This is a genomic window from Bradyrhizobium sp. ORS 111, from assembly GCF_045571485.1.
In the GTDB taxonomy this organism is placed as follows: domain Bacteria; phylum Pseudomonadota; class Alphaproteobacteria; order Rhizobiales; family Xanthobacteraceae; genus Bradyrhizobium.
Genome location: NZ_CP120701.1, coordinates 675966 through 702643 on the forward strand (window position 1 = coordinate 675966; position 26678 = coordinate 702643).

General features: G+C 65.7%; 23 protein-coding genes and 1 riboswitch. Of the genes, 6 read left to right on the top strand and 17 right to left on the bottom strand.

Features of this window, described 5'->3' with window-relative positions:
- Nucleotides 1-4: 4 nt before the first annotated feature.
- From P6U30_RS03090 to P6U30_RS03105, 4 genes are all read right to left on the bottom strand, one after another.
- Nucleotides 5-1114: a lipocalin-like domain-containing protein gene (locus P6U30_RS03090; RefSeq protein WP_407168080.1), complete on the bottom strand. Its 1110-nt coding sequence runs from the start codon at nt 1112-1114 to the stop codon at nt 5-7.
- A gap of 177 nt (nt 1115-1291) precedes the next feature.
- Nucleotides 1292-3694 carry an FtsX-like permease family protein gene (locus P6U30_RS03095; RefSeq protein WP_407170670.1) on the bottom strand — a complete coding sequence of 801 codons (2403 nt, stop codon included), beginning with the start codon at nt 3692-3694 and terminating at the stop codon, nt 1292-1294.
- Nucleotides 3695-3849: 155 nt separating this feature from the next.
- Nucleotides 3850-4503, bottom strand: a complete 654-nt coding sequence (locus P6U30_RS03100; RefSeq protein ID WP_407170671.1) for an ABC transporter ATP-binding protein — start codon at nt 4501-4503, stop codon at nt 3850-3852.
- Between the two features lie 36 nt (nt 4504-4539).
- Nucleotides 4540-5304: a class I SAM-dependent methyltransferase gene (locus tag P6U30_RS03105; RefSeq protein ID WP_407168081.1), complete on the bottom strand. Its 765-nt coding sequence runs from the start codon at nt 5302-5304 to the stop codon at nt 4540-4542.
- A gap of 243 nt (nt 5305-5547) precedes the next feature.
- Between P6U30_RS03105 and P6U30_RS03110 the strand changes: the two genes are divergently transcribed.
- Nucleotides 5548-6876: an MFS transporter gene (locus P6U30_RS03110; protein WP_407168082.1), complete on the top strand. Its 1329-nt coding sequence runs from the start codon at nt 5548-5550 to the stop codon at nt 6874-6876.
- A gap of 197 nt (nt 6877-7073) precedes the next feature.
- On the opposite strand, the gene P6U30_RS03115 is transcribed toward P6U30_RS03110, so the two are convergent.
- Both P6U30_RS03115 and P6U30_RS03120 read right to left on the bottom strand, forming a co-directional pair.
- Nucleotides 7074-8792, bottom strand: coding sequence for an amidohydrolase family protein (locus tag P6U30_RS03115; RefSeq protein WP_407168083.1), 1719 nt, complete (start codon nt 8790-8792; stop codon nt 7074-7076).
- A gap of 190 nt (nt 8793-8982) precedes the next feature.
- Nucleotides 8983-10767, bottom strand: a complete 1785-nt coding sequence (locus tag P6U30_RS03120) for a chloride channel protein (RefSeq protein WP_407168084.1) — start codon at nt 10765-10767, stop codon at nt 8983-8985.
- A gap of 82 nt (nt 10768-10849) precedes the next feature.
- Here P6U30_RS03120 and P6U30_RS03125 point away from each other — a divergent pair, with 82 nt between their 5' ends.
- Nucleotides 10850-11302, top strand: coding sequence for a MarR family winged helix-turn-helix transcriptional regulator (locus P6U30_RS03125; protein WP_407168085.1), 453 nt, complete (start codon nt 10850-10852; stop codon nt 11300-11302).
- A gap of 9 nt (nt 11303-11311) precedes the next feature.
- Here P6U30_RS03125 and P6U30_RS03130 read toward each other — a convergent pair whose 3' ends face one another.
- The gene (locus P6U30_RS03130; RefSeq protein WP_407168086.1) at nt 11312-12550 is read right to left on the bottom strand and encodes an MFS transporter; all 1239 of its coding nucleotides are present in this window, start codon (nt 12548-12550) and stop codon (nt 11312-11314) included.
- A gap of 171 nt (nt 12551-12721) precedes the next feature.
- Here P6U30_RS03130 and P6U30_RS03135 point away from each other — a divergent pair, with 171 nt between their 5' ends.
- Nucleotides 12722-13969, top strand: a complete 1248-nt coding sequence (locus P6U30_RS03135) for a hypothetical protein (protein WP_407168087.1) — start codon at nt 12722-12724, stop codon at nt 13967-13969.
- Nucleotides 13970-14127: 158 nt separating this feature from the next.
- Here the strand turns inward: P6U30_RS03135 and P6U30_RS03140 are convergent, their stop codons facing one another.
- Both P6U30_RS03140 and P6U30_RS03145 read right to left on the bottom strand, forming a co-directional pair.
- Nucleotides 14128-14289, bottom strand: coding sequence for a hypothetical protein (locus P6U30_RS03140; RefSeq protein ID WP_407168088.1), 162 nt, complete (start codon nt 14287-14289; stop codon nt 14128-14130).
- A gap of 110 nt (nt 14290-14399) precedes the next feature.
- Nucleotides 14400-16676, bottom strand: coding sequence for a TonB-dependent receptor (locus P6U30_RS03145; protein ID WP_407168089.1), 2277 nt, complete (start codon nt 16674-16676; stop codon nt 14400-14402).
- Between the two features lie 111 nt (nt 16677-16787).
- Nucleotides 16788-16986: riboswitch (cobalamin riboswitch) on the bottom strand.
- A 111-nt stretch (nt 16987-17097) separates the two neighbouring features.
- On the opposite strand from P6U30_RS03145, the gene P6U30_RS03150 reads away from it, so the two are divergent.
- The 3 genes from P6U30_RS03150 to P6U30_RS03160 all read left to right on the top strand — a co-directional run bounded on the left by P6U30_RS03150 (nt 17098) and on the right by P6U30_RS03160 (nt 20145).
- Nucleotides 17098-18141 (top strand): FecCD family ABC transporter permease, encoded by a 1044-nt coding sequence (locus tag P6U30_RS03150; RefSeq protein ID WP_407168090.1) that lies wholly within the window; start codon nt 17098-17100, stop codon nt 18139-18141.
- A gap of 2 nt (nt 18142-18143) precedes the next feature.
- Nucleotides 18144-18911: an ABC transporter ATP-binding protein gene (locus P6U30_RS03155; protein ID WP_407170339.1), complete on the top strand. Its 768-nt coding sequence runs from the start codon at nt 18144-18146 to the stop codon at nt 18909-18911.
- Between the two features lie 427 nt (nt 18912-19338).
- Complete coding sequence (locus tag P6U30_RS03160) at nt 19339-20145, top strand: ABC transporter substrate-binding protein (protein ID WP_407168091.1); 807 nt, start codon at nt 19339-19341, stop codon at nt 20143-20145.
- A 158-nt stretch (nt 20146-20303) separates the two neighbouring features.
- Here P6U30_RS03160 and P6U30_RS03165 read toward each other — a convergent pair whose 3' ends face one another.
- The 8 genes from P6U30_RS03165 to soxX all read right to left on the bottom strand — a co-directional run bounded on the left by P6U30_RS03165 (nt 20304) and on the right by soxX (nt 26410).
- The gene (locus P6U30_RS03165; RefSeq protein WP_407168092.1) at nt 20304-21344 is read right to left on the bottom strand and encodes an MBL fold metallo-hydrolase; all 1041 of its coding nucleotides are present in this window, start codon (nt 21342-21344) and stop codon (nt 20304-20306) included.
- A 157-nt stretch (nt 21345-21501) separates the two neighbouring features.
- Nucleotides 21502-21960, bottom strand: a complete 459-nt coding sequence (locus P6U30_RS03170) for a hypothetical protein (protein ID WP_407168093.1) — start codon at nt 21958-21960, stop codon at nt 21502-21504.
- Entirely contained in the window at nt 21957-23711 is a 1755-nt protein-coding gene (gene soxB, locus P6U30_RS03175) for a thiosulfohydrolase SoxB (RefSeq protein ID WP_407168094.1), read from the bottom strand. Before soxB ends, P6U30_RS03170 begins: the two co-directional genes overlap by 4 nt.
- Before the next feature lie 187 nt (nt 23712-23898).
- Nucleotides 23899-24204, bottom strand: a complete 306-nt coding sequence (locus tag P6U30_RS03180) for a hypothetical protein (protein ID WP_407168095.1) — start codon at nt 24202-24204, stop codon at nt 23899-23901.
- Nucleotides 24201-25061: a sulfur oxidation c-type cytochrome SoxA gene (gene soxA, locus P6U30_RS03185; RefSeq protein ID WP_407168096.1), complete on the bottom strand. Its 861-nt coding sequence runs from the start codon at nt 25059-25061 to the stop codon at nt 24201-24203. The genes P6U30_RS03180 and soxA overlap by 4 nt, the downstream gene beginning before the upstream one ends.
- Nucleotides 25058-25369, bottom strand: coding sequence for a thiosulfate oxidation carrier complex protein SoxZ (gene soxZ, locus P6U30_RS03190; RefSeq protein ID WP_407168097.1), 312 nt, complete (start codon nt 25367-25369; stop codon nt 25058-25060). The genes soxA and soxZ overlap by 4 nt, the downstream gene beginning before the upstream one ends.
- A 225-nt stretch (nt 25370-25594) precedes the next feature.
- Nucleotides 25595-26086: a thiosulfate oxidation carrier protein SoxY gene (gene soxY, locus P6U30_RS03195; protein WP_407168098.1), complete on the bottom strand. Its 492-nt coding sequence runs from the start codon at nt 26084-26086 to the stop codon at nt 25595-25597.
- A 33-nt stretch (nt 26087-26119) separates the two neighbouring features.
- On the bottom strand, nt 26120-26410 hold the full coding sequence (soxX, locus tag P6U30_RS03200; protein WP_407170340.1) for a sulfur oxidation c-type cytochrome SoxX: 291 nt from the start codon (nt 26408-26410) through the stop codon (nt 26120-26122).
- Between the last annotated feature and the right edge of the window lie 268 nt (nt 26411-26678).

The following is a 26678-nucleotide window of genomic DNA, read 5'->3' on the forward strand; positions in this document are numbered from 1 at the left end:
GATCCTAGTAGCCGGTCATCTCGAGATAGCCCAGCCCGGCGTGGCTGCCCGCAAAGCGGATCGGCCCCTCCCAATAGGGAAAGCTGGTTCCCATCCAGCTCTTCGGATTGAGCGGCGTGGTATCGATGGCGAGCCCATGGGCGGGAAGGGTGACGCGCCACGAGGTCGGCAGGGTGCGGCCGCCGATCTCGGTCGTGACGGTCGGAGTGATGCTGTTGCCGGCGGCGGCGATCTCGGCGGAGCGGCTGTCGGATGTGATCCAGTTGCCGAGCAGGTTTTCACGGCCGTCCTTCTGCCGCAGCCGGTACAGCATCAGTTTCTCGTTGCCGGGCAAATGCAGCGAGAACCAGTCCCAGCCGGTCTGGTCGGATGCCAATGGCTGGCTGCTCCATTCTCGGTCCATCCAGGCCTGCCCGGTGACGTCGATCGGCTTGCCGTCGATGGTGATGGTGCCTGATACGGTGAAGAACGGCTGGCTGTAATAGTAGGAGGCCTGGCCGCGATCCGATTTCCGGCTGTAGCCGTGGTCGCCCTGCAGCACCAGCGGCCGGTCGGCCTGCAGCCGCAGCGCGTAGCTGAAATCGTTGGCCGCAGCCTTCACTTCGAGCGGTGCCACGGTCTGCGCATCGAAGCCGTCGAGCCCGCGCATCTGCCAGGCGTCGATCCAGGCCTGAAACGGCGTCGCCTCGACATTGGCCTGGCCGATGCCGCCGCGGGCAAAGCTTTCGCCGAAGCGATGCGTCGCGGCGCTGGTCACCGCCGCGTGGCCCATCCAGACCTGCTGATTGGCCCAGCCCTCGATTGGTCCGCCCGGCTTCATGGCCTGGCGAAACAAGGTCCACTGCACGCCATAGCCTGCGCCGCTCGTATCCGACAGGTTTGCGGTCACATACCACCACTCGATCCGGAACTCCGGATGCGGTCCGTGGTCGGCCGGGAATATGAACCGCTTGCCCGGCGTGACCGCGGCAAATCCATCAGCGCTCTCGCCGAGTCCGGCAAAGCCCTGCGCCAGGCTCGTGCCGCTAAGGCCGAGCGCCAGCGCGCCGCCGGCAAAGGCGCGGCGTGTGACGGCGCGGTTAGCGATGACTCTATGTCGAATGAATCGGCGCATCCGCAATCTCGCTTCGCCTCTCCCGCTTGCGGGGAGGCCGTATCGCATCGAAGATGCGATACGGGTGGGGGCTCTCTCCACAATATCACTCGTGGTGAGACCCCCACCCTGACCCTCCCCCGCAAGCGGGAGAGGGAACATAGCCTCCTCGCGGCCGCAACCTGCTCTCATCCGATCTCAGCGCTCATTGACGAAGATCCTGATCAGGCTCGCCGGCTGCATGCGCGCCAGTCTAGCGACCGGCAGCGCCGCGGCACAGAGCGCCGCGGCCAGCGCCACCGCCAGCAGCTCGATGAGTTGCAGCGGGAACACGTGGAACGGCAGCCGCCAGCCGAACGCCTTGACGTTGACGATCGCAAGCAGGCACCAAGCCACCAATAGCCCGAGCGGCAGCGCGAACAGCGCGGTGATCAGCGCCACCGCCATGGTCTTCAACAGTTCGAGTGCCGCCAGCCGTCGCCGCGTCAGGCCGATCGCCCACAGCGGGGCGAGTTGCGGCAGCCGCGAATTGGCAAGCGTGAGCAGGCTGGTCAACAGCGCCACGCCGGCGACTCCGAGCGTGAAGGCGTTGAGCGCCGCGGTCACCGAGAAGGTGCGGTTGAAGATCCGTTTTGATTCCGCCTTCATCGTCGCCTGGTCGGCGACGTTGCGGTCGTCGAGGCCGAACGTCTGCTGTAGTGCTGCAATCAGCGGCGCGATCTTGCCCGGCGCGACGCGCAGGCCGATGCGGGTCATCGGAATCTGCGGGAAGTGCCGCGTCAATGCGGCGAAGTTGAGCGCGATCTGGCCCTTGGGATTGCCGTAGTCGGCATAGACGCCGACGATCTCGAGCGGCCAGTCGCCGCCGGGGGCGGGCACCGAGATCCGGTCGCCGATCGCCAGCTTCATCCGCCGTGATAGCTGCTCGCTGACGAGGCAGGCGTCGCCGGGACGCAATCGGATCCATGCATTCGCCGTGCTCTCAAGCAGCGGCCAGTTGTCGCGATAGGTCGCGTGGTCGGGCAGGCCGAGCACCTCGATCGGCGCGCCGCCGAACTGGGTGTCGGCGCGGCCGCCGGGCAGGATCGCCTCCACCTCGGGACGGTCGCGCAGCCAGGCCTTGATCTTGGCCGCCTGCGTATCGCTTGCGGCATTGATGTAGACGTCGGCCGCGAGCCGGCCGTCGAGCCAGACCAGGAAGGTACGGCTGAAGCTCTCCACCATGGTGCCGACGCCGACATTGACCGCGAGCGCGAGCAGCAGCGCCATCAAGGCCAGCGACAGTCCCGACAATTGCTGGCGGCTGTCGGCCCAGAACCAGATGCCGACCGGGCGCCGCGCGCTGCGCTCGCCAAGGGAGAGCGCGATCTCCAGGATCATCGGCAGGATCAGCGCAGCGCCGAGCATCAGCGCGGCGAGCACGGCAAAGCCCGCGAGCAGGGAATCGCCGAACCAGATCAGGCCGCCGGCCACCGCAAACACCGCGATCGCCGCTGCGCTCTGGAGCATGAGCCAGCGCCGCTGCGCCTGCCGCCAGGCCTGCGGTTGCGCCGACGCAAGCACCGGCATCCGGATCGCCTTGGTCAGGCTCGCGGCGGCCGCGGCCAGCGCGCCCAGAATGCTGATCGCGATGCCGGCGAGCCACCAAACCGGCTTGAGCGAGAGCTGGCCCGGGATCTGCGCGCCATAGAGCCCGCGCAGGGAAGCGGCGACGTCGGGCAATAGCGCGGCGGCGATGAAATAGCCGCAGATCAGGCCGATCAGGCCGGCGGCCAGCGCAAGCGACACCAGCTCGACGACCAGCACGGTGTTGAGCATCCGCGCCGACACCCCGCAGGCGCGCAGCGTGCGCAGCATCGGTAGCCGCTGCTCGAAGGCGAGCCCGATCGCGGAGTTGACGATGAACAGGCCGACGAAGAACGACAGCAGGCCGAAGGCGGTGAGGTTGAGGTGGAAGCTGTCGGTCAGCCGTTCGAGATCGGTCTCCGCGTTTGGCTCGACCAGCTTGAGCTTGTCACCGGTGACGCTCTGCAGCGCCGCGTGTGGCATCGTGAACTTGCCGACCAACAACCGCGAGACCTGATCCGGCATCTTCAGGATCTCCTGCGCGATTCCGATATCGACGACCAGCACGCCGGGCGCGAGCTCCGGCTGCACGCGTAACGGCGGCAAGCTCATGCCGTTCGCTTGCGGCCGCACGCCCTCGGTCAAGTCAAGGTCGCGCAATGTCTCCGGCGCCACCAGCATCTCGCCGGGCGGGGTGACGAACGATTGCAGGCTGGCCTTGCCCACGGCCGGCGCGTTGCCGACCTCGGCAGGCAAGGTCACCGGCTCGACGCCGAGCAGGCGATAGCTGCGTCCGTCGATCTGGACGCGGCCCTCCAGCATCGGCGACACCGGCCAGCCGGCGCGGCGCAAATCGACGAACAGCTTCTGCGGGAATGTCGCGCTGTCGTTGCCGACCAGCGTTGCGGTGCGCGAGCCGCCGAAGGTCGCTGCGGCGCGGTCATAAGCGTTGCGCGCCTGCTGGTTCAGCGCCTGCACGCCACTCCATAGTGCGGTCGCTGCGATCAACCCGATCAGCAAGGTCGCGAGCTGCATCGGATGCCGTCGCCAGTGGCTGAGCAGCACGGCGAGGATCCACAGCCCGCGGGAGCCTTTTCCGTTCCGATTGAATCGGAACGGGGCTCCAGGGCCTTGCCTCGACGCGTTTTCTTCACGCGAACCGGTACCCGCTTCGCTTGAAAACGCTCTGGTCATGCGATCACCCCGGCGTGCAAGGTGACCTGGCGGTCCAGCGTGGCGGCGAGCCGCGCGCTGTGGGTGACCATCAGGAAGCCGCAGCCGGTGCGACCAACGAGATCGCGCGCCAGCGCGAGCACTTCGTCGGCCGTCTCCTCGTCGAGATTGCCGGTCGGCTCGTCGGCGAGCAGCAACAGCGGCTTCGGCGCCAGCGCCCGGCCGATCGCGACGCGCTGCTGCTGACCGCCGGACAATTGCTCCGGATAACGCCTGAGCAGGGATTTCAGGCCGAGCCGCTCGACCAGCTCCTCGTGCCATGCCGCGTCGTGGCGCCCGGCGATGCGCGACTGGAACACGAGATTATCGGCAACCGTCAGGCTCGGGATCAGGTTGTATTGTTGGAACACGAGGCCGAGCCGGTCGCGGCGCAGCGCGGCGCGGCCGGCATCGTTGAGCCCGGAGACCACCGTGTCGGCGAGCCTGATCTCGCCACTGTCGGCGGCATCGAGCCCCGCGATCAGATGCAGCAGCGTGCTCTTGCCGCTACCGGATTCGCCTGATAGCGCGACGCTCTCGCCGGTCGCCACCGCCAGATCGACGCCGCGGAGCACAGCGACGTTCTCGCTCGTCGTGCGATAGCTCTTGGTCAGTCCGCTGACGCGGAGCAGCCCGGTGGTCTTTTGGGGCGGAGCGATGGCCGTGCCTCATTGCGGCTTCTGGTACTTCAGGACGAACTCGTCGATCGGCACCGACGCCTTGAAGACGGGCATGTTCCTGGGGTCTTCGGCATGATGCAGGAAATCGCCCTCGGCGACCAGTTTGAAGCCGGCAGCTTCGATCTCCTGCTTCAACGTGCCCTCCTCGATCCGGTGCAGCGTCTTGCCGACGCTCGCGCCGTCGCCCGACTTGGCCGAATGATCCGCGATCACGAGCAAGCCGCCGGGCTTCAGCGCGGCGAACATCTTCTTGTTCATGACGGCACGGTCGACCGGCATGTAGGTCATGTCGTGATAGGAAAAGAAGAAGGTGATCATGTCGAGGTTCGAGACCTCGGGCGGGATCGGGTCGTCATAGTTGCGTACGACATGCACGACGTTCTTCATCGCCGGCTTCTGGGCGCGGGTGTCAAACTTGTCCTTCACATGCTGCGCGATCACGTCGGCCGAGTCCTGCGCGTAGATCTTGCCGGTGGGGCCGACGGTGCGTGCCAGCAGCTCGGTGCTGTAGCCCGCGCTCGCCTCCATGTCGAGGATCGTCATGCCGGGCTTGACCCCGGCGAAGGCGAGCATCTTGGCGGGCTGCCGGCGCTGATCGGTCAGGCGGTCCGCATCCGTGCGATCGGGCGCGGCGACGATCGCAGCATAATCCGGGCTCGGGACGTCTCCCGCGCGGGCAACTTGCGCAATGAGCAGTGCGGCAGCCGCGAGCGCGGTGTTGACGGCGGTGCGGCGGAGGATCGATCCGTTCATGGCATGACCTCGGGTTGGTTGTGGCGAGCATAGCAGCCGCCCCATGACAGATCACCGGTGCAATCGGGCGGCGACGCGATCGTGATCGATGTCCGGACGTGACAGGTGGGCCGCGGACCGTCACGTCGCGCGGGTTACAGCTCCCGCGCAAATGCGGTGTTGCGTTGTCCGGCGAGGCATGGCTAGCATCTTCCGCAGAGGCCGATCTTACGAAGCCGACAAACGAAATACGGGGAGCCAGACATGACGATGCAACCGACGCCCAAGGGAATATCAAAGGGGATATCAAAGGATACGCCCAAGGGCGCCTGGAAAATCACCTTCCTTCTGTTCCTGTTCATGGTGGTGAACTTTGCGGACAAGATCGTGGTCGGGCTTGCCGGCGTGCCGATCAAGACCGACATGGGCCTCACCCAGGAGCAGTTCGGCACCCTCGGGTCATCCTTCTTTCTGCTGTTCTCGATCTCGGCGATCGTGGTCGGCTTCATCGTCAACCGTGCTCCGACGCGCTGGGTGCTGCTCATCCTGGCCGTGATCTGGGCCCTGGCGCAGTTTCCGATGATCGGGACCGTCAGCTTCACGACGCTGGTGATCTGCCGCATCATCCTCGGCGCCGGCGAGGGGCCGGCCTTCTCGGTCGCCGCTCACGCCATCTACAAATGGTTTCCGGATGAGAAGCGCACACTGCCGACCGCGATCCTGTCGCAAGGCTCCGCGTTCGGCGTGATCCTCGCGGTGCCGGCGCTGAACTGGATCATCGTCAATCACAGTTGGCATCACGCTTTCGGTGCGCTCGGCATCGTCGGCCTGCTGTGGGCCGTTGCCTGGTTCGCGCTCGGCAAGGAGGGGCCGCTGGTGTCGACCGCCGCGGTGGCCGCCAACGAGCCGCGGATTTCCTACTGGAAGCTGCTGACGTCGCGCACCTTCGTCGGCTGCGTCATCGCCACCTTCGGCGCCTATTGGGCACTGTCGCTCGGGCTCACCTGGTTCACCTCCTTCATCATCGAGGGGCTCGGCTTCTCGCAGCAGCAGGCCGGCTTCATCTCGATCCTGCCCTGGATCTTCGGCGCGACGATCGTGATCCTCACCGGGTGGATCTCGCAATTGATGCTGGCGCGCGGCTTCACCACCCGAGGCGCGCGCGGCGTGCTGGGTTCGGTGCCGCTGGTCGTCGGCGGCTGCATCCTCGCCTTGCTGCCTCATGTCGCGCCCGGCGCGTTGATGATTGCGCTTCTGGTCGTCGGCTCCGGTCTATGCGGGTCGATCTACGTGGTTTGCCCGCCGATGCTCGGCGAGTTCACGCCGGTGTCACAGCGCGGCGCCGTGATCGCGATCTACGGCGCGCTGTACACGATCTCGGGTATCCTGGCGCCGATGGTGATGGGCAACGTGATCCAGCACTCCGGCGCCGCGCTGGCCGGCTACATGACAGGCTTCACCATCAATGCCGCGATCATGGCCGGCTCCGGCGTGCTCGGGCTGCTGCTGTTGTGGCCGAACACCGAGCGTGCCCGGCTCACGGGCTCGTCTCAGCCGGCGGGCGCGATCAAGGGCGCGGTGTCGCCGACGTAAGCGGCGTCGCGTCCTCCGCAAATGTGTCAGGAATTCGTCTTCTCCTTCCCCCTGAAAGGGGGAAGGTCGGGATGGGGGTCAGCCGCAGGCGACGCTTGCATGTGGAGAGAGCAGATCCCCACCCGCTTTGCTCTGGCGAGCAAAGCGACCTCCCCTTTTTAAGGGGAGGTCAGGGTACGCGCTGATCTCCGCTGCGATCAATTCAAACCCTGCGCGCCGCGCACGAGCTTGCCGGGGCGGGCGCCGGTGGCCTTGCCGTCGCGCCGCGTGATGACGCCAGAGATAATGGTGGCGTCGTAGCCGTCGACCTGCTGCATCAGGCGGCGGCCGCCGACCGGCAGATCGTAATGCACCTTCGGCGGGTGCAGATGCAGCCGGTCGTAGTCGATCACGTTGACGTCGGCCTTGAAGCCGGGCGCGATCACGCCGCGGTCGTGGAGGCCGACCGACAGCGCGGTCTTGCGCGACTGCGCCGCGACCACGAACGGGATCGACAGCTTCTCGCCGCGGCTGCGATCCCTCGTCCAGTGCGTCAGCAGGTAGGTCGGGAAGCTGGCGTCGCAGATGATGCCGCAATGCGCGCCGCCGTCACTCAATCCCGGCACGGCGCTGGGTTCACGCAGCATCTCATGCACGGCATCGAGATTGCCGTCGGCATAGTTCAGGAACGGCACATAGAGCATGCCGCGGCCGTCGTCCGTCAGCATCGCGTCATAAGCGAGTTCTTCCGGCTGTCGGCCCTGTCGGCGTGCCTGCGGGCCAAGCGCGTTCTCCGGCGGCTGCTCGTAGTCCGGCGGATTGCCCAACAGATACATCTTGTCGTAGTTCGGCCGGAAGAACAGCGGATCGTCGGTCGCCGTCGCGCTTTCGCTCAGGATCGCCGCGCGCACCTCGGGCCGGCGCAGATGCGTGAGCCGCTCGGTCAGCGGCAGCTTGGCGATCTCGCGGTAGCTTGGATGGGTCTGGAACGGGTTGCGCGACAATTCCAACCCGAGCAGCAGGCCGACAGGCCGCGCGGCGATCTGGGTGGTGATCGACAGGCCGCGGGCGGCGGCTTCATTGATGGTGTCCATCGTCTGTCGCCAGCGCCGCGGCGCCTTGTCGGCCTGGGCGACGGAAAACGAGATCGGGCATCTGGTCTTTTCGGCGACCCGCAGCATCATCGGCAGATCTTCGTGAACCGTGCTCTGGTCGAGCACGAATTGCAGCACGCTGCGGCCGACGCCGTGCATCGCGCCGGCGATCGCGGTCAATTCATCCTCGCCCGCCTTCAGCGTCGGCGTGTAGTCGCCGGTCGAGGTGCGGTGGTTGAGCGTGCGCGAGGTCGAGAAGCCGAGCGCGCCTGCGCGCACCGCATCGCCGGCAAGCGCCGCCATCGCCTTGTTGTCCTCAGCCGTTGCGGGATCACGGCGCGCGCCGCGCTCGCCCATCACGTAGACGCGCAGCGCGGCATGCGGAAGCTGCGCGCCGATGTCCATGTCGAAATTGCGCTTCGACAGCCAGTCCATGTAGTCGGGGAAGCTCTCCCATTCCCAGGGAATGCCGGCGCTCAGCACCGGCTCCGGGATATCCTCGACGCCTTCCATCAACTGGATCAGCCTGGTGTGATCGCTCGGCCGGCACGGCGCAAAGCCGACGCCGCAATTGCCCATGATCGCGGTGGTGACGCCGTTCTGCGACGACGGCGTGATGTCCTGGCTCCAGGTCACCTGACCGTCGTAATGGGTGTGGACATCGACGAAACCGGGTGTCACCAGCTTGCCCTTGGCGTCGATCTCCTCCTTGCCCTTGGCCTGCACCGTGCCGACTTCGGCGATGCGGCCGCCGGTGATGGCGACATCGGCCTCGTAGAGATCGCCGCCCTTGCCGTCGGCGATGGTCCCGCCGCGGATCACGAGGTCAGGGGTCGAGGTCATGGCATTTCATCCCGTGGCTGTTTTTGATTAGCCGGCATCATGGGTGACCCCCCGATGCTGTCAACCGCTGCCGATGAAGCTCTGGGATGCGCTGGCGGGGTTTTGCCAGCGAAGATCGCGCGAGACCGTGCGACGGAAATTTGTTCCGCGGCGGCAGCGGACGCCCTCCGCCGCGGACGCTGGTACAGACCTATCGTGCGCCGAAGAAGGCTGTCTTCTGGGTCTCTTCCGCCTGCAGCCTGGCGCGCACCCGCATCAAATCCTTCCAGCCGATGTAGCCGACAAGCCGCTGATCCTCGCGCGAGATCACCGGCAGGTGCGAGACGTTGACCTGCATCAGGCGGTCGGCGAGCCGATCAAGATATTCATCGGGATAGGCGACGCTGATCTTGCTTCCCGCCAGGAGCTCCTTGAGCGTCGCGGTGCGATGCTTGCCGGCGCGGCGCCAGCGCAGCACGGATGGCGGGTCGATCACCCCGAGCACGTGATGGTTGGCATCGACGACGGGAAAGCTCGGGTGTCCGGTCTTCGGATTGGTCAGGAAGGCGGCGGCGCCGTGCAGGGTCATCGTGTCCGAGACGGTCTCGACTGCGCTGGTCATCACGTCGCGAACACGTGTCAGCGCGAAGGGATCGACGCGATACTCGCGCACCAGATGATGGCCGCGCCGCGCCACCTTCTCGGTCAGGATCGAGCGCCGCATCAGCAGCACCGTCACGCCATGGGCGGTGCCGCAGGCCGCGATCAGCGGCAGCAGCACGTGGGTGTTGCCGGTGAGCTCGACGGCGAAGAAGGTCGCGGTTAGCGGCGAGCGCATGGTGCCGCCCATCGTCGCTGCCATCGCCAGCAGCGCCCAGAAGCCGGGACTTGCGGCTGGCAGATAGCCGCTCAGCACGGTGCCCATCGCGCCGCCCATGATGAGCAGCGGCGCCAGCACGCCACCCGACGTGCCCGAGCCGAGCGCGACCGACCAGATGACCGCCTTCACCACGAGCAGCAGCAACGCGGCCTTCAGCACCACATCGCCGCGCAGCATGGCGGCAAGATTGTCATAGCCGACGCCGAGCGCCTGCGGCTCGATCAGGCCGCCGAGGCCGACGACCAGGCCGCCAATCATCGGCCACCACATCCAGTGGATCGGCAGCTTCAGGAAGAAATCCTCGCAGCCGTAGACGAGCTGGGTGAGCACGCCCGACAAGAGCCCGGCGAGAATACCGATCAGCATCCAGGCGCCGAGCTGGATCACCGAAATGTCGACGCTGCCGGTGAACGGGAACAGCGGTGCGGGCATGTGGAGGAAGGTGCGTCCGACCGCCGCGACCACGGCGGCGACGGTGACGGGAATGAAGCTGCGCGGCGTCCATTCGAACAGCAACAGTTCGACCGCGAGCATGATGGCGGCGATCGGCGTGCCGAACACGGTGGTCATGCCGGCGGCGGCGCCCGCCACCAGCAGGGTCTTGCGCTCGTTGTCGCTGACGGGGAGCATCTGCGCGATCAGGGAGCCGATCGCCCCGCCGGTCATGATGATCGGGCCCTCGGCGCCGAACGGGCCACCAGTGCCGATCGACACTGCCGAGGACAACGGCTTCAGGATGGCGACTTTGGGGTCCAGCCGGGAGCGGCCGAGCAGGATGGCCTCGATCGCCTCGGGAATGCCGTGTCCGCGGATTTTCTCGCTGCCGAAACGCGCCATCAGGCCGATGATGAGCGCGCCCGCGACCGGCACCAGCACGGCCCAGAGACCGAGCGGCGAGTCCTGCAGCTTCAGGTCGGCGAAGCTGAACTGGCCAAAATAGGCGATATTGGTGGCAAGCCTGATCAGTTGCAGCAGCCCGACACCGGCGATCACGCCGGCACAGGCAACAACGACGGCGATGGCCGAGATCACCACGACGCGCGGGTCGGTGGTGAAGTCACCGAGACGGTGAGCGGTCTTGGCGGGGACGGTCGATTTGGCGGAAAGAACGCTCATGGACGGCGGAAGGCTCGGATCAGTTTTGACAATGGGCGGCCTCATATCGCATTGCGATATAATTACAAGCGGGAGAAATGGAATGGCAGCGTCGAAAAATCCGCCGAAATCGGCTGTCCGGACCCGAAAACGGGTTCCGAGCCAGGCCGATTACGAGGCGCTGTCGCAATTTCGCTACCTGATCCGGTGCTTTCTGGAATTCAGTCAGGAGGCGGCGAAGGCCGAAGGCCTGACGCCACGGCAGCACCAGGCCTTGCTGGCGATCAGGGGTTATCCGGGCGGCGGACCGGTGGCGATCGGCGATCTGGCCGAACGGCTGCGGCTCCGTCACCACACCACGGTCGAGCTTGTCGACCGGCTTTCCGAGGCAGGGCTGGTCGAGCGCGTGCTCGATCCGGCCGATCAGCGGCGGGTGCTATTGAAGCTCACCGGCCTGGCGGCCGGGCACCTCGCCAAACTGTCCGCCGCTCACCTGGACGAGCTGTCGCGGATCGAGCCGCTCTTGAAGCAGGTGCTGTCGCGGCAATCGGAGTGAATGCGTCGCTCAGGCGCGCGGGCTCGTCGCCTCGGCGGCATATTCCGAGGGTTGCGGCTTGCGCTCGGTGACCAGCGCCAGCAGCACGGTCAGCACCATGAACACCACGGAGGCGCCGAACACCCAGTGCGGCATGTGCTGATCCATGATCCAGCCGAACAGCAGCGGGCTCACGATGCCGCCGAAGTTGAAGCCGGTGGAGACGATGCCGAACGCGCGGCCTGCGGCGCCTGATGGTGCGGCGTTGCGCACCATCATGTCGCGGGACGGCGCAATCACGCCGCCGAGGAAGCCGGCAAGCCCCATCGCCAGTGTCAGCAGCGCCGAGGGCATGTTCACCAGCGCGATCAGCAGTACCAGCGCAGCATTGACCGCGAAGCAGGCCGCGGCGACCTGGCTGTGGCGGTGGGTCCAGTCGGCGAGGTAGCCGCCCGCGAGCACGCCCGCGGCGCTGGCGCCGAGGAATGCGGTCAGGGCGACATTGGCGGTCGAGAACGATGCGCCATAGCCGCCCATCAGCGCGACAACGCCGAAATTGTTGATGCCTGATGTCGACAGGCTGAGCAGCGTGAAGAAGACGGTGAGCACGATCAGCGCCGGCGTGATCACGCTGGCTTGTGGCGCGGCGTCGTCCTTGATCTTGTTCTTGTTCGCGCGTGCGTCGGGGATGCCGAGCACGATCAGAAACAACGCCACCAGCGGGCCGACCGCGCCGGCGACGATCAAGGCGCCAAGGCCGCCGATCGATGCGACCAGTGCAGCCATGATCGCCGGTGCCACCGCGCCGCCGAGGAAGCCGGCAAACGTATGGATCGAGAACGCCCGGCCCATCCGCGCCTCGTCCATGTGCGCCGAGAGGATGGCGTAGTCGGCGGGATGATAGACGCTGTTGGCAAGGCCGAGCAGCACGGCGCAGACGATCAGCGCGGAATAGCTGAGGTGCAGGCCGAGCCCGATCAGCGCGCAGCCGCCGACGGTCAGCCCGATCAGCAGGATCTTGCGCGCCCCGATATGGTCGGCGAGATAGCCGATCGGCGCCTGGGTCAGACCGGAAACCACCGCGAACACCGTCAGCGCGAAGCCGAGCTCGACATAGCCGACGCCAAGTTGTTCCTTCAGGAACGGAAACAGCATCGGCAGCACGAAGATATGGAAATGGCTGACCCAGTGGGCGACCGAGATGCCCGTCAGCGTGCGGAGCGCGCTATCGGCTTTCGCTTGCTGCGGTGCGGCCAGAACGTCGACCATCTCAAAGAAAATCCCATTGTGTGACTGCCCGGCAGGGCGTGCTGAAAATAGACATTGACCGATAATTGTCCATGAACGCGGCTGCATGGCTGCCCTCGGGAGCGGGCGCCGGATCGACACATGCGGCATTAAAGGTGGCGACAAAGTGCGGCGGTACGGCGATGATCGGACATGATCGACGCCAGAAAGCCGCTCCGGGTGCTCGTGTCAGAGGGGTCCAGCACCTCTGGCCGTGAGGCGGTCACAATCCTGGGCGCGGCCGGCCATCACGTCGAGGTCTGCGACCCCTCGCGCTGGTGCCTGGCGCGCTACTCCCGCTTTGTCCGCAAATTCCATCACTGTCCCGGCCTGCGCACCGATCCGGCCGGTTTCCTGCGCTTCGTCGAGGGTTTGTTGGCATCGCAGCATTTCGACGTGCTGCTGCCGACCCATGAGCAGGGCTTCCTGTTCACGCGGGCCGAGGCCCGACTAAAGCCGCGCGTTGGGTTCGCGCTGCCGGACTTCTCCAGCTACCGCGCGGTGCACAGCAAGGCGGGTTTCAGCCGGCTGCTCGATCGGCTCGGCCTGCCGCAGCCGCCGACCCGGATCGTGGCCTCGCTCGACGAACTGCGCGAGGCGACGCGGTTTCCGTCCGTGGTCAAGACATCGATCGGCACCGCGAGCCGCGGCGTCTGGATCGTGCGTGATGTGGGCGATCTCAATCTTGCGCTCTACGATCTCCAAGCAAGCGGGGACATTGGTGGCGAACTATTGGTGCAGGACCTCATCACTGGTACCACCGAGAAGGCGCAGTCGGTGTTTTGCCGCGGCGAGCTGCTCGGCTTCCATGCCTATCGGCAGGTCAGTGCCGGTGTCGGCGGTGGCGAGGCGGTCAAGGAGAGCGTCAGCCGGCCGGCGATCCGCGGCTATCTTGAGGCGATCGGCGCGCATCTCAATTGGCACGGCGCGCTGTCGGTCGATGTCATCATGCCGCTCGACAGCGCCACTCCGCTTCTGATCGACTGCAATCCGCGGCTGGTCGAGCCGATGAATGCGTATTGCGCCGGTACCGATCTGGTCGAGCTGCTGCTGCGCCTGTCGCTCGGCGAGACGCCGGCGCCGCTTGCCGAGAGCCGGGCCGGCGTGCGGACCCATCTTGCGCTGCAGGCGCTGCTCGGCAGCGCCTCACGCGACGGCACGCGACGCGACGTCATCAGGGAATGCGGCCGCATCGCCGCGGGCAAGGACCCCTATCAGGGCAGCACCGAGGAGCTGACGCCGATGCGACTCGATTGGCCCGGCGCCGTGCCGCTGGCGATGACGGCTGCGCTGCTGCTGGTCTCGCCGCAGTTCGCATCGTCGCTGGCGCGCGGCGGCTTCGGCGCGCATCTGCTCGACGCGGCGAGCATCCGAATGATCGAGAGTGAGGGGTTTTGCTAAGTCGTCGTCCCGGGCAAGCGAAGCGCGACCCGGGACCCATAACCACCGATGCCTATTGATCTAGCCAGATGGGGGCCACAGCCTTTATCAACGATTGACAGTGGTGGTTATGGGTCCCGGCCCTCGCCAGGACGACGTCTGGATCGACGTGGACCGTCCTACAACGGCTCGTCATCATTGCCGTAGCGGTCGAGCTTCGGCGTGGCGATGTCGCCATCCTCGTAATATTCGTCATCCTGCTGCGATGGGGACGGCGGAGGCTTTTTGGGCGGCTCGCTGGCCTTGGTGGGTGCCTTGCCCTTCTTTCCCGCTTTGCCCATGCATGTCCTCCGCAATCGATGGTCACCGGAAATTCTACCCCAGTTGGCAGGCGCTTGAAATGCGAGGAGAGGACGCAACCGGACGGAGGGCCCCGCCGCGCCGGAGCAGGTCAGAACGTCGCTCCGGCCCGCACCATGTAGGTCCGGCCCGGCAGCGGATAGGCCGAGAAGCGGTCCGCGGTGAACGAGCTCGCGATGGCGTAGTCGTAGTAAAGCGCGTTGAATAGGTTGTTCACGGCGACCGACCAGAAGAAGCGGTCGTATTGTCCGCTGAGCTTGATATCGGCCGTCGCATTGCCGGGAATGCGGCTCTGGCTGTTGGCCTGGTCGTTGTCCATGATGCGCGAGCTCCAGGCGCGGAGCGTAGCGTCGAACACGAGGTAGTTCTGCCAGATGTTCCAGGTGACGCCGACATTGCCGGTATAGCGGGAGACCAGTGGCACATCGTTGCCGGCCCAGATGCCTTCGCGGAAGACGGCGCGGGTGTAGGCCATGCCGCCGCGCAGCGTCACGGTGTCGCTGACGCGCAGCGAGGCATTGGTCTCGCTGCCGTAGCGGCGGGTCGGATCGAGATTGACGTTGTAGAATAGCACTGGGTTGAAGTGAATCTCGTTGTCGAGATCCATCAGGTAGACGCTTGTCTGCACCTGGAAGCGGTTGGTCCTGATCCGGACGCCGCCCTCGACGTCTTGCGAGGTCTGGGTCTTGAGCTGGAAGCTCTGCGGGATTGGCGCGAACGTCAGCGGATCGAATGATGGGCCCGAGGCGACGCGTTCATCGACATCGGGCGTGCGGAACGCGCGCGCAGCACGGCCAAATACCGAGAAGACGTCGGTGAAGCGATGTTCGACGCCGGCATGCAACGCATATTGCGTTTCGTTGCTGTTGAGCGGGGAAGCCTGGATGTCAGAGCCGGGGAATGTGCCCGGCGCCGTGGGATCGTAGCGGTCGGTTGCGTTCACGGCGGTCTTCTGGATGCGCGCCCCATAGGAGAAATCAGTCGTCGGCAGCAGGCCGATGGTGTGCTGCCAGTAGCCGGCAAGTGTCTGCTGTGAGATGTCGTAGGTGTGGATCGGCGCATACCCCTGGAACTGGCTGCGCGCTTCCCGGAATGTCGAATCATAGTAGTCGATCCCGGTCAGGATCGTGGACGGCAGCCCGAGCATCGCGCTCTTGATGTTGAGGCGTGGCGTGATCGACCACGTTTGCAGCGCAGCGTCATTGTAGGTCGAGGCAAAGCTTGGGGTCGGCACCGTGCCGAAGAAGCCGCTCTGCGTGTCCCGCTGCCGCCAGCCGCCGTCGATGATCAGGTCAACGCCGTTCATCAGGGTCTTGGTGAAGCCGGTGGTGACGCTCGCGGTCTGTTGAGTGGCATAATCGTATGGGGTAGCCGCGCCCCTGCGATCGGTCAGCAGCTCATTGACACCGATCGACGGGTCCACGATCCGGCCACCGGGAAGGCCGAGCTTCTGGTCGCTCCCGGTGACGGTCAGGAACGCGGTGAGGTCCGGCGTGGTGTAGCTGATGTTGCCGACACCGTTGCGCTGGTCGAGCGCATTGTTGACGCGATAGCCGTCGGACTTGATGCCGTTGCCGTAGAACGACGTCGACCACGGCCCCGAATTCACCGCGGCGGAGACCGCGGCCATGCGTTGGTTGAACGAGCCGAAGCCGGTTTCAGACTTCACGGAAACCGGCGGTCCGCCGACGCCGGTCTTGGTGACGATATTGACGACGCCGCCGACTGCGTTGTCGCCATAGAGCACGGCGCCGCTGTTGCCGCGCGTGATCTCGATGCGCTCGATCGAATCGATCGGGATGGTGGTGAGGTCGAAGCCGGCCTTGTCGATGTCGTTGAGGCGGCGGCCGTTGAGCAGGAACAGCGTATTGTTGGAGGCGAATGCGCCGAAGCCGCGCAGGTCGACCGAGGTCTTGGCGCCGTTCACGCCGCCATAGAGAGATTCCAACTGCACGCCCGGCACCTGCGCGAGGATTTCGGGCAGCGTCTGCACCGGCGAATGCGCGATGTCATCGGCCGTGATCACCGTCGACGATGCGCCGACGATGCCCGCGAACTGATGCCCGCCGCCGGCGGTCCCGCCGGTCGCGGTTCCGACCGATGGGGCATTCGATCCGGTCCCGGACCCGGTGCTGTTGCTCTGCGTGTTGCCCGGGGCCGGGCGGCGCGGTGCGTGGGACTCGTCGACACTGCCCGGCTTGGCGCGGGTGACGTTCTGGTCACCGGGCTTGGTGACCTCGATGGGCGGAAGCACCTCCGCAGCAGGCGACTGCTGAGCCTGCGCGGCCGAAGCACAGAGCGATGGCGCCGATATTGCGGACGCGAGCAGCAGCGCGCGGCGCAGTCGGATTGAAGCAAGGGACAACATGGGCGAGACTTCGGTAACGTCAGTGGCACGTCACCGCGAACCCAGTCTCACCCCTTGCGCGACGGCACTTCGGGTGAAGCCAATGTCTGTACTCCCCGACCGACATCGTCGCGTGTGACCACGGCTGACGGCAGGTCTCCTGGCTCGCGGGTCGTTACCCTTCGTCGCCTTCCCAGGACCGAGAGTCCCAGTGGCCTGTGACGAAGGATTCACCGCCTACAGTTGCGGGGGCAGCCGCGGCGTTGGGGCAGTTTCCCCGTACCGCATTCCCTTTTCATCTCATGAAAGAACCGTCATGGTCACTAGGGTTCGGTCGGCGACCAAAGTCAATCCCGGCGGAACCAGGGCAGCGGCCGGACGGGTATGGTTTTCACCGAGTGTCGCTTGTCTGCCACGGCGATCGCTGTAAGAGCATGATCCGATGAGTGTGCAGGATTTCGCCTTGGCGGCCGAGGTCGCAGCGCGGCGCCGCCTGGGTGCGACCATAGCGCTCACGGCGCTCGTGGTCTTGCTCGTGCTGATCTCGCTCGGCATCGGGCCGGTGCGGCTGTCACCGCTCAGGGTGATCGCGGCGCTGTTCGGCGGCGGCACCGACGTGGCGCAGGTGATCGTGCGCGAGATTCGCCTGCCGCGAACCATCCTGGCGTTTGCGATCGGCGGCATTTTGGGATTGTCGGGTGCGGCGCTGCAGGGGCTGTTGCGCAATCCGCTGGCCTCGCCGTCGTTGTTCGGCGCGCCGCAGGCCGCCGCGTTCGGTGCGGTGCTGGTGATCGCGCTCGGGCTGGCCGATGTACGCTCGTTCGCGCTGCCGGTCGCGGCGATCATCGCGGCGTTCGGCTCCGTGTTCGCCCTGCTTGCGATCGCCGGGCGCAATGCGGGGCTGTTGATCCTGATCCTGTCGGGGCTTGCGATCTCCAGTTTCGCAGGCGCTGCAACGGCGCTGGTGATGAATCTCTCCAGCAACCCCTTCGTGGCGCTGGAGATCGCGTTCTGGCTGCTCGGCTCGCTCGAGGACCGCAGCTTCCAGCATGTGACGATTGCGCTGCCCTTCATTATCGCCGGCACCGTCATCCTGCTCAGCCAGGCAAGCAGCTTCCGCGCGCTGACACTCGGCGAGGAGGCCGCACAGAGCCTCGGGGTCGATGTCGGGCGGTTGCGGCTGTTCGTCATCTCGGGCGTTGCGCTCGGTGTCGGCGGGGCGGTCGCCGTGACAGGCACGATCGGCTTCATCGGCCTGGTCGCGCCGCATCTGATGCGGCCGGTAATCGGCCACGATCCGGCGCGGCTGCTGGTGCCGAGCGCGCTCACCGGCTCGGCGCTGCTGCTGGCGGCCGATGTCGCGGTGCGCGTCATCCCCTCGACCTCCGACATCAAGGTCGGCGTGCTGACCTCGATCACCGGCGTGCCATTCTTTCTCTATCTGATCATGCGCGAACGCCGCGCGCTCGGCGGAGGCGTGGCGTGACGATGCTGTCCACAACCAACCTCGACGCGTCGCTGGGCAGTCGGAATGTGCTGCACGACATCTCGCTGCAGCTTGCATCAGGGCATCTGGTTGCGCTGGTTGGTCCGAACGGCGCAGGCAAGACCACGCTGCTGCGTGCGCTGGCCGGGCTGATCCCCTCCCGCGGTGACATCAGGATCGGCGGCGATGTGCTGTCGTCGCTGTCGTTGCGCGAACGCGCCAAACGCTTTGCCTATCTGCCGCAGGGGCACATGGTGCACTGGCCGCTGCCGGCCCGCGACATCGTCGCGCTCGGCCGCTATCCGCACGGCGCGACCGATCCCGCCAGGCTGTCGCCCGACGATATGGCGGCAGTGCTGCGGGCGATGCAGGCGGTCGACGTCACCGCGTTCAGCGACCGCCGCGTCACCGAGCTCTCCGGCGGCGAGCGCAGCCGCGTTGCGCTGGCCCGCGTGCTCGCGGTGGAGGCGCCGGTCATCCTGGCTGACGAGCCGACCGCGTCGCTCGATCCGCGCCATCAGATCGATGTGATGCAGCGGCTGCGCGGCGTTGCCGACACGGGCGTGCTGGTCGTCGTGGTAACGCATGATCTCGGCCTGGCCGCGCGCTTTGCCGACCAGGTGCTGGTGCTCTCCGAAGGACGATTGGCGTCGCAGGGCGCGCCTGTCGAAGCATTGTCGGAAGCGGTGATGGCGGAGGTGTTCCGGATCAGCGCCTATCGCGCCGAGTATCAGCGCGAGGCGGTGATCGTACCCTGGGCCGACGTGTGATGTGCGGGTCCGTCTATAGGCAGCGCCGAAGTATCCGCGAGCTCGCTGCACCTCTCCCGCTTGCGGGTGGGGGCTTTCTCCACGATATGATTTGCAGCGATACCCCCACCCCAACCCTCCCCCGCAAGCGCAGGGGCAATCGCATATGAGATTCGAGTCGCAACGGCATCGGCAGTCGGCTCCCTCTCCCGCTTGCGGGGGAGGGTTGGGGTGGGGGTTCTCTCCGCGAGTCGTCTCGTGGAAAGAGCCCCCACCCGCCGCGCGCTGCGCGCGCGTCGGCCTCCCCCGCAAGCGGGAGAGGCGAAGGGAGCCCGCGGACAACCTCCGCAGACGCCATATGCGATTGCCCTGCCCGCGAGCGGGAGAGGGGGCGCAGTTTTCTCGCGGCGGCTATCTCACTTCCAGATATCTCATCGCGATACTCTCGATGCTGTCGTGGGCAATCTCGCCCAGCACCTCCCTCGCCGCCGGGCCGCGCGTCGTCTCGATGAATGTCTGTAGCGACCAGCTCGTGCTGTCGCTGGCCGATCCGGATCAGATCCTCGGTCTCAGCCCGTTTGCGCGCGATGGGTGGCAATCCTGGGCGGCCGAGGCGGCGCGGCGCTATCCCGTGCTGTCTGGCGGGGCCGAGGATGTGCTGGTGCTGAAGCCGGATGTTGTTGTCGCCAGCCGGTTCGACAAGCGCGAGACGCGCGAGCTGCTGAAGGCCAATGGCCTTCGTCTCGTCGAATTCACCGTGCCGCGCACGCTCGACGAGGTGAAGGCGCAAATCCGACAGATGGGCGATGTCGTGCAGCATGCGGATCGCGCCAGCGCTGCGATCGCACGGCTTGATGCTGCGATCGCTCGCGCGCGGGCCGCGGTGACCGCGCATCATTATCGCGTGCTGCCGCTGGAGCGACGCGGCTGGGTGTCGGGAGAGAACAGCCTGGTCAGTGCATTGCTGACGGAGGTCGGACTCGTCAACGCCGCCGGCGAGCTCGGCTTTGAGGCCGGCGGATTTGCCTCGCTGGAGGCGATCGTGAAGTTGCGGCCGGATTTTATCCTGGTGTCGGAAGCCGGCGATCGCGCCGAGGACGAGGGCCGCGCCTTCCTGCTGCATCCCGCGCTGGAGCGCTTCTATCCGCCGGACAAGCGCATCGTGCTGCCCGAGCGGCTCACCGTATGCGGCGGCGTGATGCTCGCCGACGCGCTGGAGCGGTTGACTGCGGAATTGAAGCGGGTGACCCGATAGTCCAAACGCTGTAGGTTCCGTCATCCTGAGGAGCGCGCAGCGCGTCTCGAAGGATGCACGGCCCGGATGCTTCCAAGTGCGGAAATAGCGGGGCCGTCGCCCTTCGAGACGCGCGTTCCGCGCTCCTCAGGGTGACGGTCGTTATATTTACTGCGCTGTCACCCCATCATCACCGGACCGCCGGCCTTCTTCCAGGCGTCGATGCCGCCTTCGATGTGGGCGGTGTTCGCAAGTCCCGCCTTCTTCGCGGCGGCCACCGCCATCGCCGAGCGTTCGCCGAAGGCGCAGAAGAACACGACGCGGCGGCCGGTGGCGGCCGCGACCTCGCGCAGCATCCCGCCGGGCTGCAGGTTCTCGCAGATCCCGGGGTAGGGCGCGTGCATCGCGCCGGGAAGGGTGCCGTGCTTGGCCCGTTCGCCATTCTCGCGCAGATCGACCAGCAAAATGTCAGTCCGGCCGAGGCTCGCGATGGCGTCGCGCGCGGTGAGCGCGAGCCCCTGTTTGGCGAGTTCGTCCTGGTGCAGGCCGACATGCATGTTGGCGGGCACCGCGACGTCCATCATCTTCGGATTCGGCAGATGGAGATTGTTCATCAGCTCGACATAGTCGTCGACCGATTTCACCTGCAGGCGGGGATTGTAGCGCTTCTCCTCGCCGATGGTGGAGACGGTATCGCCCTTGTAGTCATGCGCGGGGAACACCATCGTCTCGTCGGGCAGCTTCAAGAGGCGATTGAAGATCGAGTCGTATTGCTCCCGCGCGCTGCCGTTCTGGAAATCGGTGCGGCCGGTGCCGCGGATCAACAGCGTGTCGCCGGTGAAGACGCGGTCGCCCATCAGATAGCTGTAGGAATCGTCGGTGTGGCCGGGCGTGTACATCGCCTCGAGGCAGAGGCCCTCGATCGTGACCCTGTCGCCATCGGCGACGCGCATCGACACCACGTCGGCTTTGCTCTGCTCACCCATGATGGTGATGCACTGGGTGCGGTCCCGCAGCTCGGCGAGACCGGTGACGTGGTCGGCGTGCAGGTGGGTGTCGACGGCCTTGACCAGCCGCAGGTCGAGTTCCTGCAGCAGCTTGCAGTAGCGGTCGGCTTTTTCCAGCACCGGATCCAGGATCAGCGCCTCGCCGCCGGCGCGGCTGGCGAGCAGATAGCTGTAGGTGCCGGACACGCTGTCGAAGAGCTGGCGAAAGATCATGACGGCTTACCCATTCTCCAGGTCGAGTCTCAAGGAGGAGATTATTCCAAAGATAGGGTGTGTTCAAAGCAAATCCATCCCCATCCGGAAACCTGCGACAAAGCATGGAAGCCTGTCATCGCGCGTTCGCGCGAGCCGTCGGCTCGCAATGACGGCTTCAGGGACGAACCAGCGTGTATCCGTTCTCGGTCAGCCGCAGGATCTGCGCGACGCCGACCTGCACCGGCGTGGCGACGGGGAGGTAGTCCGGCCGCTTGCCGGTCTCGCGCTCGATCGTATCGACGGTGTTGAGGCAGATATCGACCCGCACGCCCTGAGCGACCAGGCTCTCGACCAGCTTGCGGTTCGGATTGTCGGGCTTCAGCAGGTCGATGCCGGGGCCGAAGGCGACGATCTCGATCGCGATCTTGTCGGGATCGTAGCGCTTCATCAGGTTGTTGGCGACGCTGATCACGAGGCCCTGCTTCTTCGGATCGTTGTCGGAGAGCTGCAGCACGATCTTGTGCTCGGCAAACGGCTTGTCCTGCAGCGGAGGCTCCTGCTGGGCGTGCACCACTGGTGCCGCAAGGGCGATCAGCGCGAGGCAAAGCATCGTGGTGATCGCCCGCCGCATCATTGTCCCTTCCTGGCAATACCCGGATTGTCGTCGACCCCCTTCAGCGTCACGCCCGGCGCGTCGCGGTTCGGCGGCCGGCCGGCGCGCAGGTGGTTTGCGACGACATCCCAGATCGGCGGGCCCTTCTGCTCATTGACTGAGGCCCAGCCCGCCACCTTGTAGCTCTTGCGGGCTTCGAGATGCTTGCCGTTGGCGAGCTTCAGTTCGGAGATGCGCTTGCCGACGGTTTCCGTCGGCGCGCAGGTGTAGGCGAGGCCGCCGATGCGGACCATGTCGCCGCCTTGCTGATGATAGGGATCGGCGTTGAACAAATTGTCGCAGATGTCTTCCAGCACATCCTTGATCTGGCTGCCGGTCATGGTCGCGACGTAGGTCTCGGGATAGGTGATCGCGGTTTCCGACAGCACGTCTTCCATGGTCAGCGGCTGGCCGGCGAGCATGGTGAGGCCCCAGCGGAAGCCCGGCGACAGCGCGATCTCGGCATTGAGCTCGTTCAACATCGCGTCGCAGATCAATTGATCGACCGTGCCGGAGAAATTGCCGCGGCGGTACAGCAGGCGGTCGGCGGCGGCGAGCTTGTCGCCCCATTCGCCGACATACGGCTCGCGCACCCGGTCGATCAGCCCCTGCATCGCAGGGTCCGGCTTCAACAGCTCCGAGAACACCGGCAGCAGCCGGTAGCGCACATTGGCGACCTTGCCCTTGGCGAGATCGAGATCGAGCACGCCCAGGAACTTGCCGTTCGAGCCGGCATTGGTGACCAACGTGATGCCGCCACCATTGGTCACCGTGATCGGCAACGGGATCGCATCATGGGTGTGACCGCCGAGAATGACGTCGATGCCGGTGACGCGGCTCGCAAGCTTGAGATCGACATCCATGCCGTTGTGCGACAGCAGGATCACTGCCTCGACCTTGTCGTTGTTGCGGTGAAAGTCGACAAGTCTCTGCAATTCCTCTTCGCGGATGCCGAAGGTCCAGTCCGGCGTGAAGCGCCTGGGATGGGCGATCGGCACATAGGGAAATGCCTGCCCGATGATCGCGATGCGGTGGCTGCCGATCTCCCTGACGACCGACGGTTTGAAGACGCGTCCCGAGGCCGGGTCGAATGCCTTGGCGTCGTTGAAGGCGGCTTCCTCGGTCAGGAACACGTTCTGCGCCAGGAACTCGCCCTTGAAGCGGGCGAGATTGTCGCGCAGCACCTGCTCACCATAGGTGAATTCCCAATGGCCGGTCATCGCCTCGACGCCGAGCAGGTTGGCAGCCTCGACCATGTCGGCGCCCTTCACGGCGTTGGCAAGCCCGGTGCCCTGCCAAAGGTCGCCGCCGTCGAGCAGAATCGAACGGCCATGGCCGACATCGGCGCGCAGCTTGTCGATCAGCGTCTTCAGATGCGCAAAGCCGCCCAGCCTGCCGAAGCGGCCAGCCGCCTTCTCGAACTCGATGCAGGTGAAGGCATAGGCGTCGGCGCTGTCGGGCCGGATGCCGAAGCGGTCGAGAAAAGCCTTGCCGACCAGATGCGGCGGCTGGCCGGCCATCGCGCCGACGCCGAGATTGACGCTGGGTTCGCGAAAGAACACCGGCCGGAGCTGCGCATGCGTATCCGTCATGTGCAGGATGCGCGCATTGCCGAAGCGTTCGAGATCGTAGACGCTGGCCGTGTCGGCACTGCGCGCAAGGCGCGCCGGCAGGCCGGCGGTCAGCGTTGCGGCGGCCGAAGCTTTCAGGAATTCCCGGCGGCGGATGATCATGATTGTCTCCGCCCGACCTTCTTTACCTCTCCCCGTCGGGGAGAGGTCGGCGCGCAGCGCCGGGTGAGGGGGCGCGGACCCCACGGGAGAGTGTAACCCCTCACCCGCGCCTTTGGCGCGACCTCTCCCAAAGGGAGAGGTGCGGCACCGTCGATGCGGAATGAGTTCGTTGTCATCTCAACATACGTCAGCGAATTTCTAGGTCCTTCCAGCGTTCCTTCTCGCTGGTGGCCTGGAAGATCGAGGCCTTTGCCAGTGCTTCCGCTTCCTTGGCTTGCGTGACCGCGGTGTCGAAGTCGCCGGCATCGGCGGCCTTTTTCGCCGCTGCCAGCGTCGCGGCGGTGGTGGTCCACTGGTTGCGCAGGCTGCCCGCTTCCGTGTTGGCGGCTTCGGCTGCGGCATAGGCTGCCTTGTAGTCGGCCTCGGATGCAGCGAAGGCGCTCGCGCCGTTTGCGATCAGCAGCACGGTTGCGAGGATCGTCGTCGTTCTCATGGCCGCGCTCCGGGACCCGAGATCGGCAGACCGTTGCTGACATAGGACAGATAGTATTCGAGGTTGCGATACTCGTCGTCCTGCGGGTTGAGCGGCACGGCGCGGGTCTGGCTGTTGCATGTCGTGAAGCGGCGGCTGGTCGTGCCCATGCCGCTCCATTCCGAGCGATAGATCGGCATCGCGTTCAGGATGCCGAGCGCCGGCGCCAGGACCTCGGCGCGGATCCGCTCGCCCGGGCTCTGCACGTGGCAGGTCGCGCAGGAGAAATTGAGTTGGCCGCGGCGGGTGTAGAAATATTCCTTGCCCTTCTGATAGGCCTCGAGCGCGCGCGGATCGTTCGGGATCTTGATGTCCATCGGCTTGCCGCGCGAGGTGAAGGCCATGTAGGCGGTGAGCGCCGCCATGTCGTCCTTCACATAGGACAACGGCGCCTCGCCGTTGGCCTCGCGGCAGCGATTGAGCGCGAGCTCGAGCGTGACGACCTTGCCTTCCTTCTCGTCGAAATAGGGATAGTTCTGGCGCACGCCGATGCCCTTGTTCGGGAAGCAGTCGGCGTAGCTCTTGCCGTTCTTGAACGGCTTCGAAAACATCTCCTTGCCGGCCTCGAGCGAGAACTCGTAGGGCGGAAACTCTTCCTTTTCTTCCCACTGCTTGTGCAGGTCCTCATTCATCGAATAGGGACCGTTGACGAAATCCTCCAGCTTCAGCTTGGGGAATTTGGTGGTGAAGTAGTTCTGGAAGGCAGCCTTGTCGGCCGCGGGATCGACCTTGTCCGCCGCGTGCGCCGAAGGCGCGAGCGCCAGCACGCCCAGCGCAAGCGCTGCGGTTGCGACATGAACAGGAAGACGCCGCGTCATTGAATCTTCGCCGTGGTGCTGTCGGTCGCGCCCTTGTTGTCGACCCAACTGATCTTGAGATCGTCGCCCTTGTTGCCGCCCTTGAAGGCGAACTTGACATAGGGGTCTTTGGAGACGCCGCCGCCCCAGTCGGCGATGAACACCGGCTTGCCGTCATGCTCGAAGGTGAGCTGCTGGATGAAATGCGGCGGTATGATCTCGCCCTTGGCGTCCTTGACGAAGCCGGAATCCATCGGATGCTGGATCAGCGCCTGCACTTCGGTGGTCTCACCGTTTGATGTGGCGCGCACGCGAATGCTCGATGCCATCGGATTATTCCTCGATGTCTGTTGTCGAAACAGCCTGGCCGCAGGCTCGCTTCACCTCTCCCGCTTGCGGGGGAGGTCGGATCGCATCGAATGATGCGATCCGGGTGGGGGCTCTCTCCAAATGAAGAGTGTCCATCGTGGCGATACCCCCACCCCGACCCTCTCCCGCAGGCGGGAGAGGGGGCGCAGCGAGTTCGCGGGCTCGATCGACGCTCATCATGCCTACTACCCGCCGCAGCCGCCGACGGTGACCTTGACCTCCTTGGCGGCGCTGTAGAGCTTGCCACCGGCCTCGACGATCACGATCACGTTGCTGGTCTTCGCCATCTTGATGCGGTTGGCGACGCTCGGCAGCGTGCCTGCCGGAATTTTGTAGGAGGCGACCAGCGCGATCGGGTTCTCGCTAACCAGGAACGAGATCGAGGTGACGTCGGCGAGCGTCGTGGTGGCCGAGATCGGCACCACCGCGCCGTTCTCGGCGATCTCAGGCGCGTCCATCTTCACCTTGTCGGACGGCTCGGCGGTCTTGCCATAGAGCGCCTTGATCGCGTCGGCCTCGTTCTTCTGCTTGAACGCTTCCGTGGGATAGGGGTCGTTGGCGGCTGCGAGCGCCTGCCGTCCGAACGGGATGACGCCGAGCCCGATCAGCGCGGCGACACCGGCGCCCTTCAGCACCAGGCGGCGCGTCCCGGAAAATTCGTTGGTCGTGATGCTCATCCCAAAAATACTCCTAAAGCAATCGTCGCAGAGTCACAGCGTCTGCAGAAAATCCACCACCGCGCTGATCTCCTTCTCGTTCAAGATCCGGTTTCGTCCGAACGGAGGCATCACGGTCAGCGGATTGCGCTTGGTCTCGTCTGATACGATCGCGGTCAGCTCGTCGCGGCTGTATTTCTTGTTGAGGCCGGTCAGCTCGGGGCCGATCGTGCCGGGCAGATCGCCGCCCTTGATGACATGGCAGGTCAGGCAGTTGCCCTTGCCGCGATCGAAGGCGAGCTTCTGGCCCTCGGCGGCGGACTGGGCCTGTGCGGGCGCAGCCACTGCCGCGCCCGCCAGCAGCGCCAGTACGAGGGCCGGCTTGGAGAAGTTGGCGATCAAGGGTGTTTCCCGGGCTTCAATCTCGATGATCCCATCGCAATATAGAGAGTGGAAAGCACAAAGGCCATCGGCTGGCAACTCGGAGAATGGGCGCGTTGTGACGGGGTTAAGGTCTTACGGATGACATCAGCTCCGTCACACTGAACTGCGAGCGGAGCGAGCCTCGAAGGGCGGACGGCCCGACTGTGGCCGTGCATTCATCGAGGCTCGC

Excerpts from the sequence above, each read along its gene's own strand:
- P6U30_RS03165 (WP_407168092.1), bottom strand. The coding sequence starts at position 21,344 with ATGATCTTTCGCCAGCTCTTCGACAGCGTGTCCGGCACCTACAGCTAT.
- P6U30_RS03145 (WP_407168089.1), bottom strand. The coding sequence starts at position 16,676 with ATGTTGTCCCTTGCTTCAATCCGACTGCGCCGCGCGCTGCTGCTCGCG.
- soxB (WP_407168094.1), bottom strand. The coding sequence starts at position 23,711 with ATGATCATCCGCCGCCGGGAATTCCTGAAAGCTTCGGCCGCCGCAACG.
- P6U30_RS03140 (WP_407168088.1), bottom strand. The coding sequence starts at position 14,289 with ATGGGCAAAGCGGGAAAGAAGGGCAAGGCACCCACCAAGGCCAGCGAG.
- soxZ (WP_407168097.1), bottom strand. The coding sequence starts at position 25,369 with ATGGCATCGAGCATTCGCGTGCGCGCCACATCAAACGGTGAGACCACC.
- P6U30_RS03150 (WP_407168090.1), top strand. The coding sequence starts at position 17,098 with ATGAGTGTGCAGGATTTCGCCTTGGCGGCCGAGGTCGCAGCGCGGCGC.
- soxA (WP_407168096.1), bottom strand. The coding sequence starts at position 25,061 with ATGACGCGGCGTCTTCCTGTTCATGTCGCAACCGCAGCGCTTGCGCTG.
- P6U30_RS03160 (WP_407168091.1), top strand. The coding sequence starts at position 19,339 with ATGCTGTCGTGGGCAATCTCGCCCAGCACCTCCCTCGCCGCCGGGCCG.
- P6U30_RS03125 (WP_407168085.1), top strand. The coding sequence starts at position 10,850 with ATGGCAGCGTCGAAAAATCCGCCGAAATCGGCTGTCCGGACCCGAAAA.
- P6U30_RS03095 (WP_407170670.1), bottom strand. The coding sequence starts at position 3,694 with ATGCAGCTCGCGACCTTGCTGATCGGGTTGATCGCAGCGACCGCACTA.
- P6U30_RS03110 (WP_407168082.1), top strand. The coding sequence starts at position 5,548 with ATGACGATGCAACCGACGCCCAAGGGAATATCAAAGGGGATATCAAAG.
- P6U30_RS03115 (WP_407168083.1), bottom strand. The coding sequence starts at position 8,792 with ATGACCTCGACCCCTGACCTCGTGATCCGCGGCGGGACCATCGCCGAC.
- P6U30_RS03105 (WP_407168081.1), bottom strand. The coding sequence starts at position 5,304 with ATGAACGGATCGATCCTCCGCCGCACCGCCGTCAACACCGCGCTCGCG.
- P6U30_RS03180 (WP_407168095.1), bottom strand. The coding sequence starts at position 24,204 with ATGAGAACGACGACGATCCTCGCAACCGTGCTGCTGATCGCAAACGGC.
- P6U30_RS03130 (WP_407168086.1), bottom strand. The coding sequence starts at position 12,550 with ATGGTCGACGTTCTGGCCGCACCGCAGCAAGCGAAAGCCGATAGCGCG.
- soxY (WP_407168098.1), bottom strand. The coding sequence starts at position 26,086 with ATGAGCATCACGACCAACGAATTTTCCGGGACGCGCCGCCTGGTGCTG.
- P6U30_RS03120 (WP_407168084.1), bottom strand. The coding sequence starts at position 10,767 with ATGAGCGTTCTTTCCGCCAAATCGACCGTCCCCGCCAAGACCGCTCAC.
- P6U30_RS03170 (WP_407168093.1), bottom strand. The coding sequence starts at position 21,960 with ATGATGCGGCGGGCGATCACCACGATGCTTTGCCTCGCGCTGATCGCC.
- P6U30_RS03135 (WP_407168087.1), top strand. The coding sequence starts at position 12,722 with ATGATCGACGCCAGAAAGCCGCTCCGGGTGCTCGTGTCAGAGGGGTCC.
- P6U30_RS03155 (WP_407170339.1), top strand. The coding sequence starts at position 18,144 with ATGCTGTCCACAACCAACCTCGACGCGTCGCTGGGCAGTCGGAATGTG.
- P6U30_RS03090 (WP_407168080.1), bottom strand. The coding sequence starts at position 1,114 with ATGCGCCGATTCATTCGACATAGAGTCATCGCTAACCGCGCCGTCACA.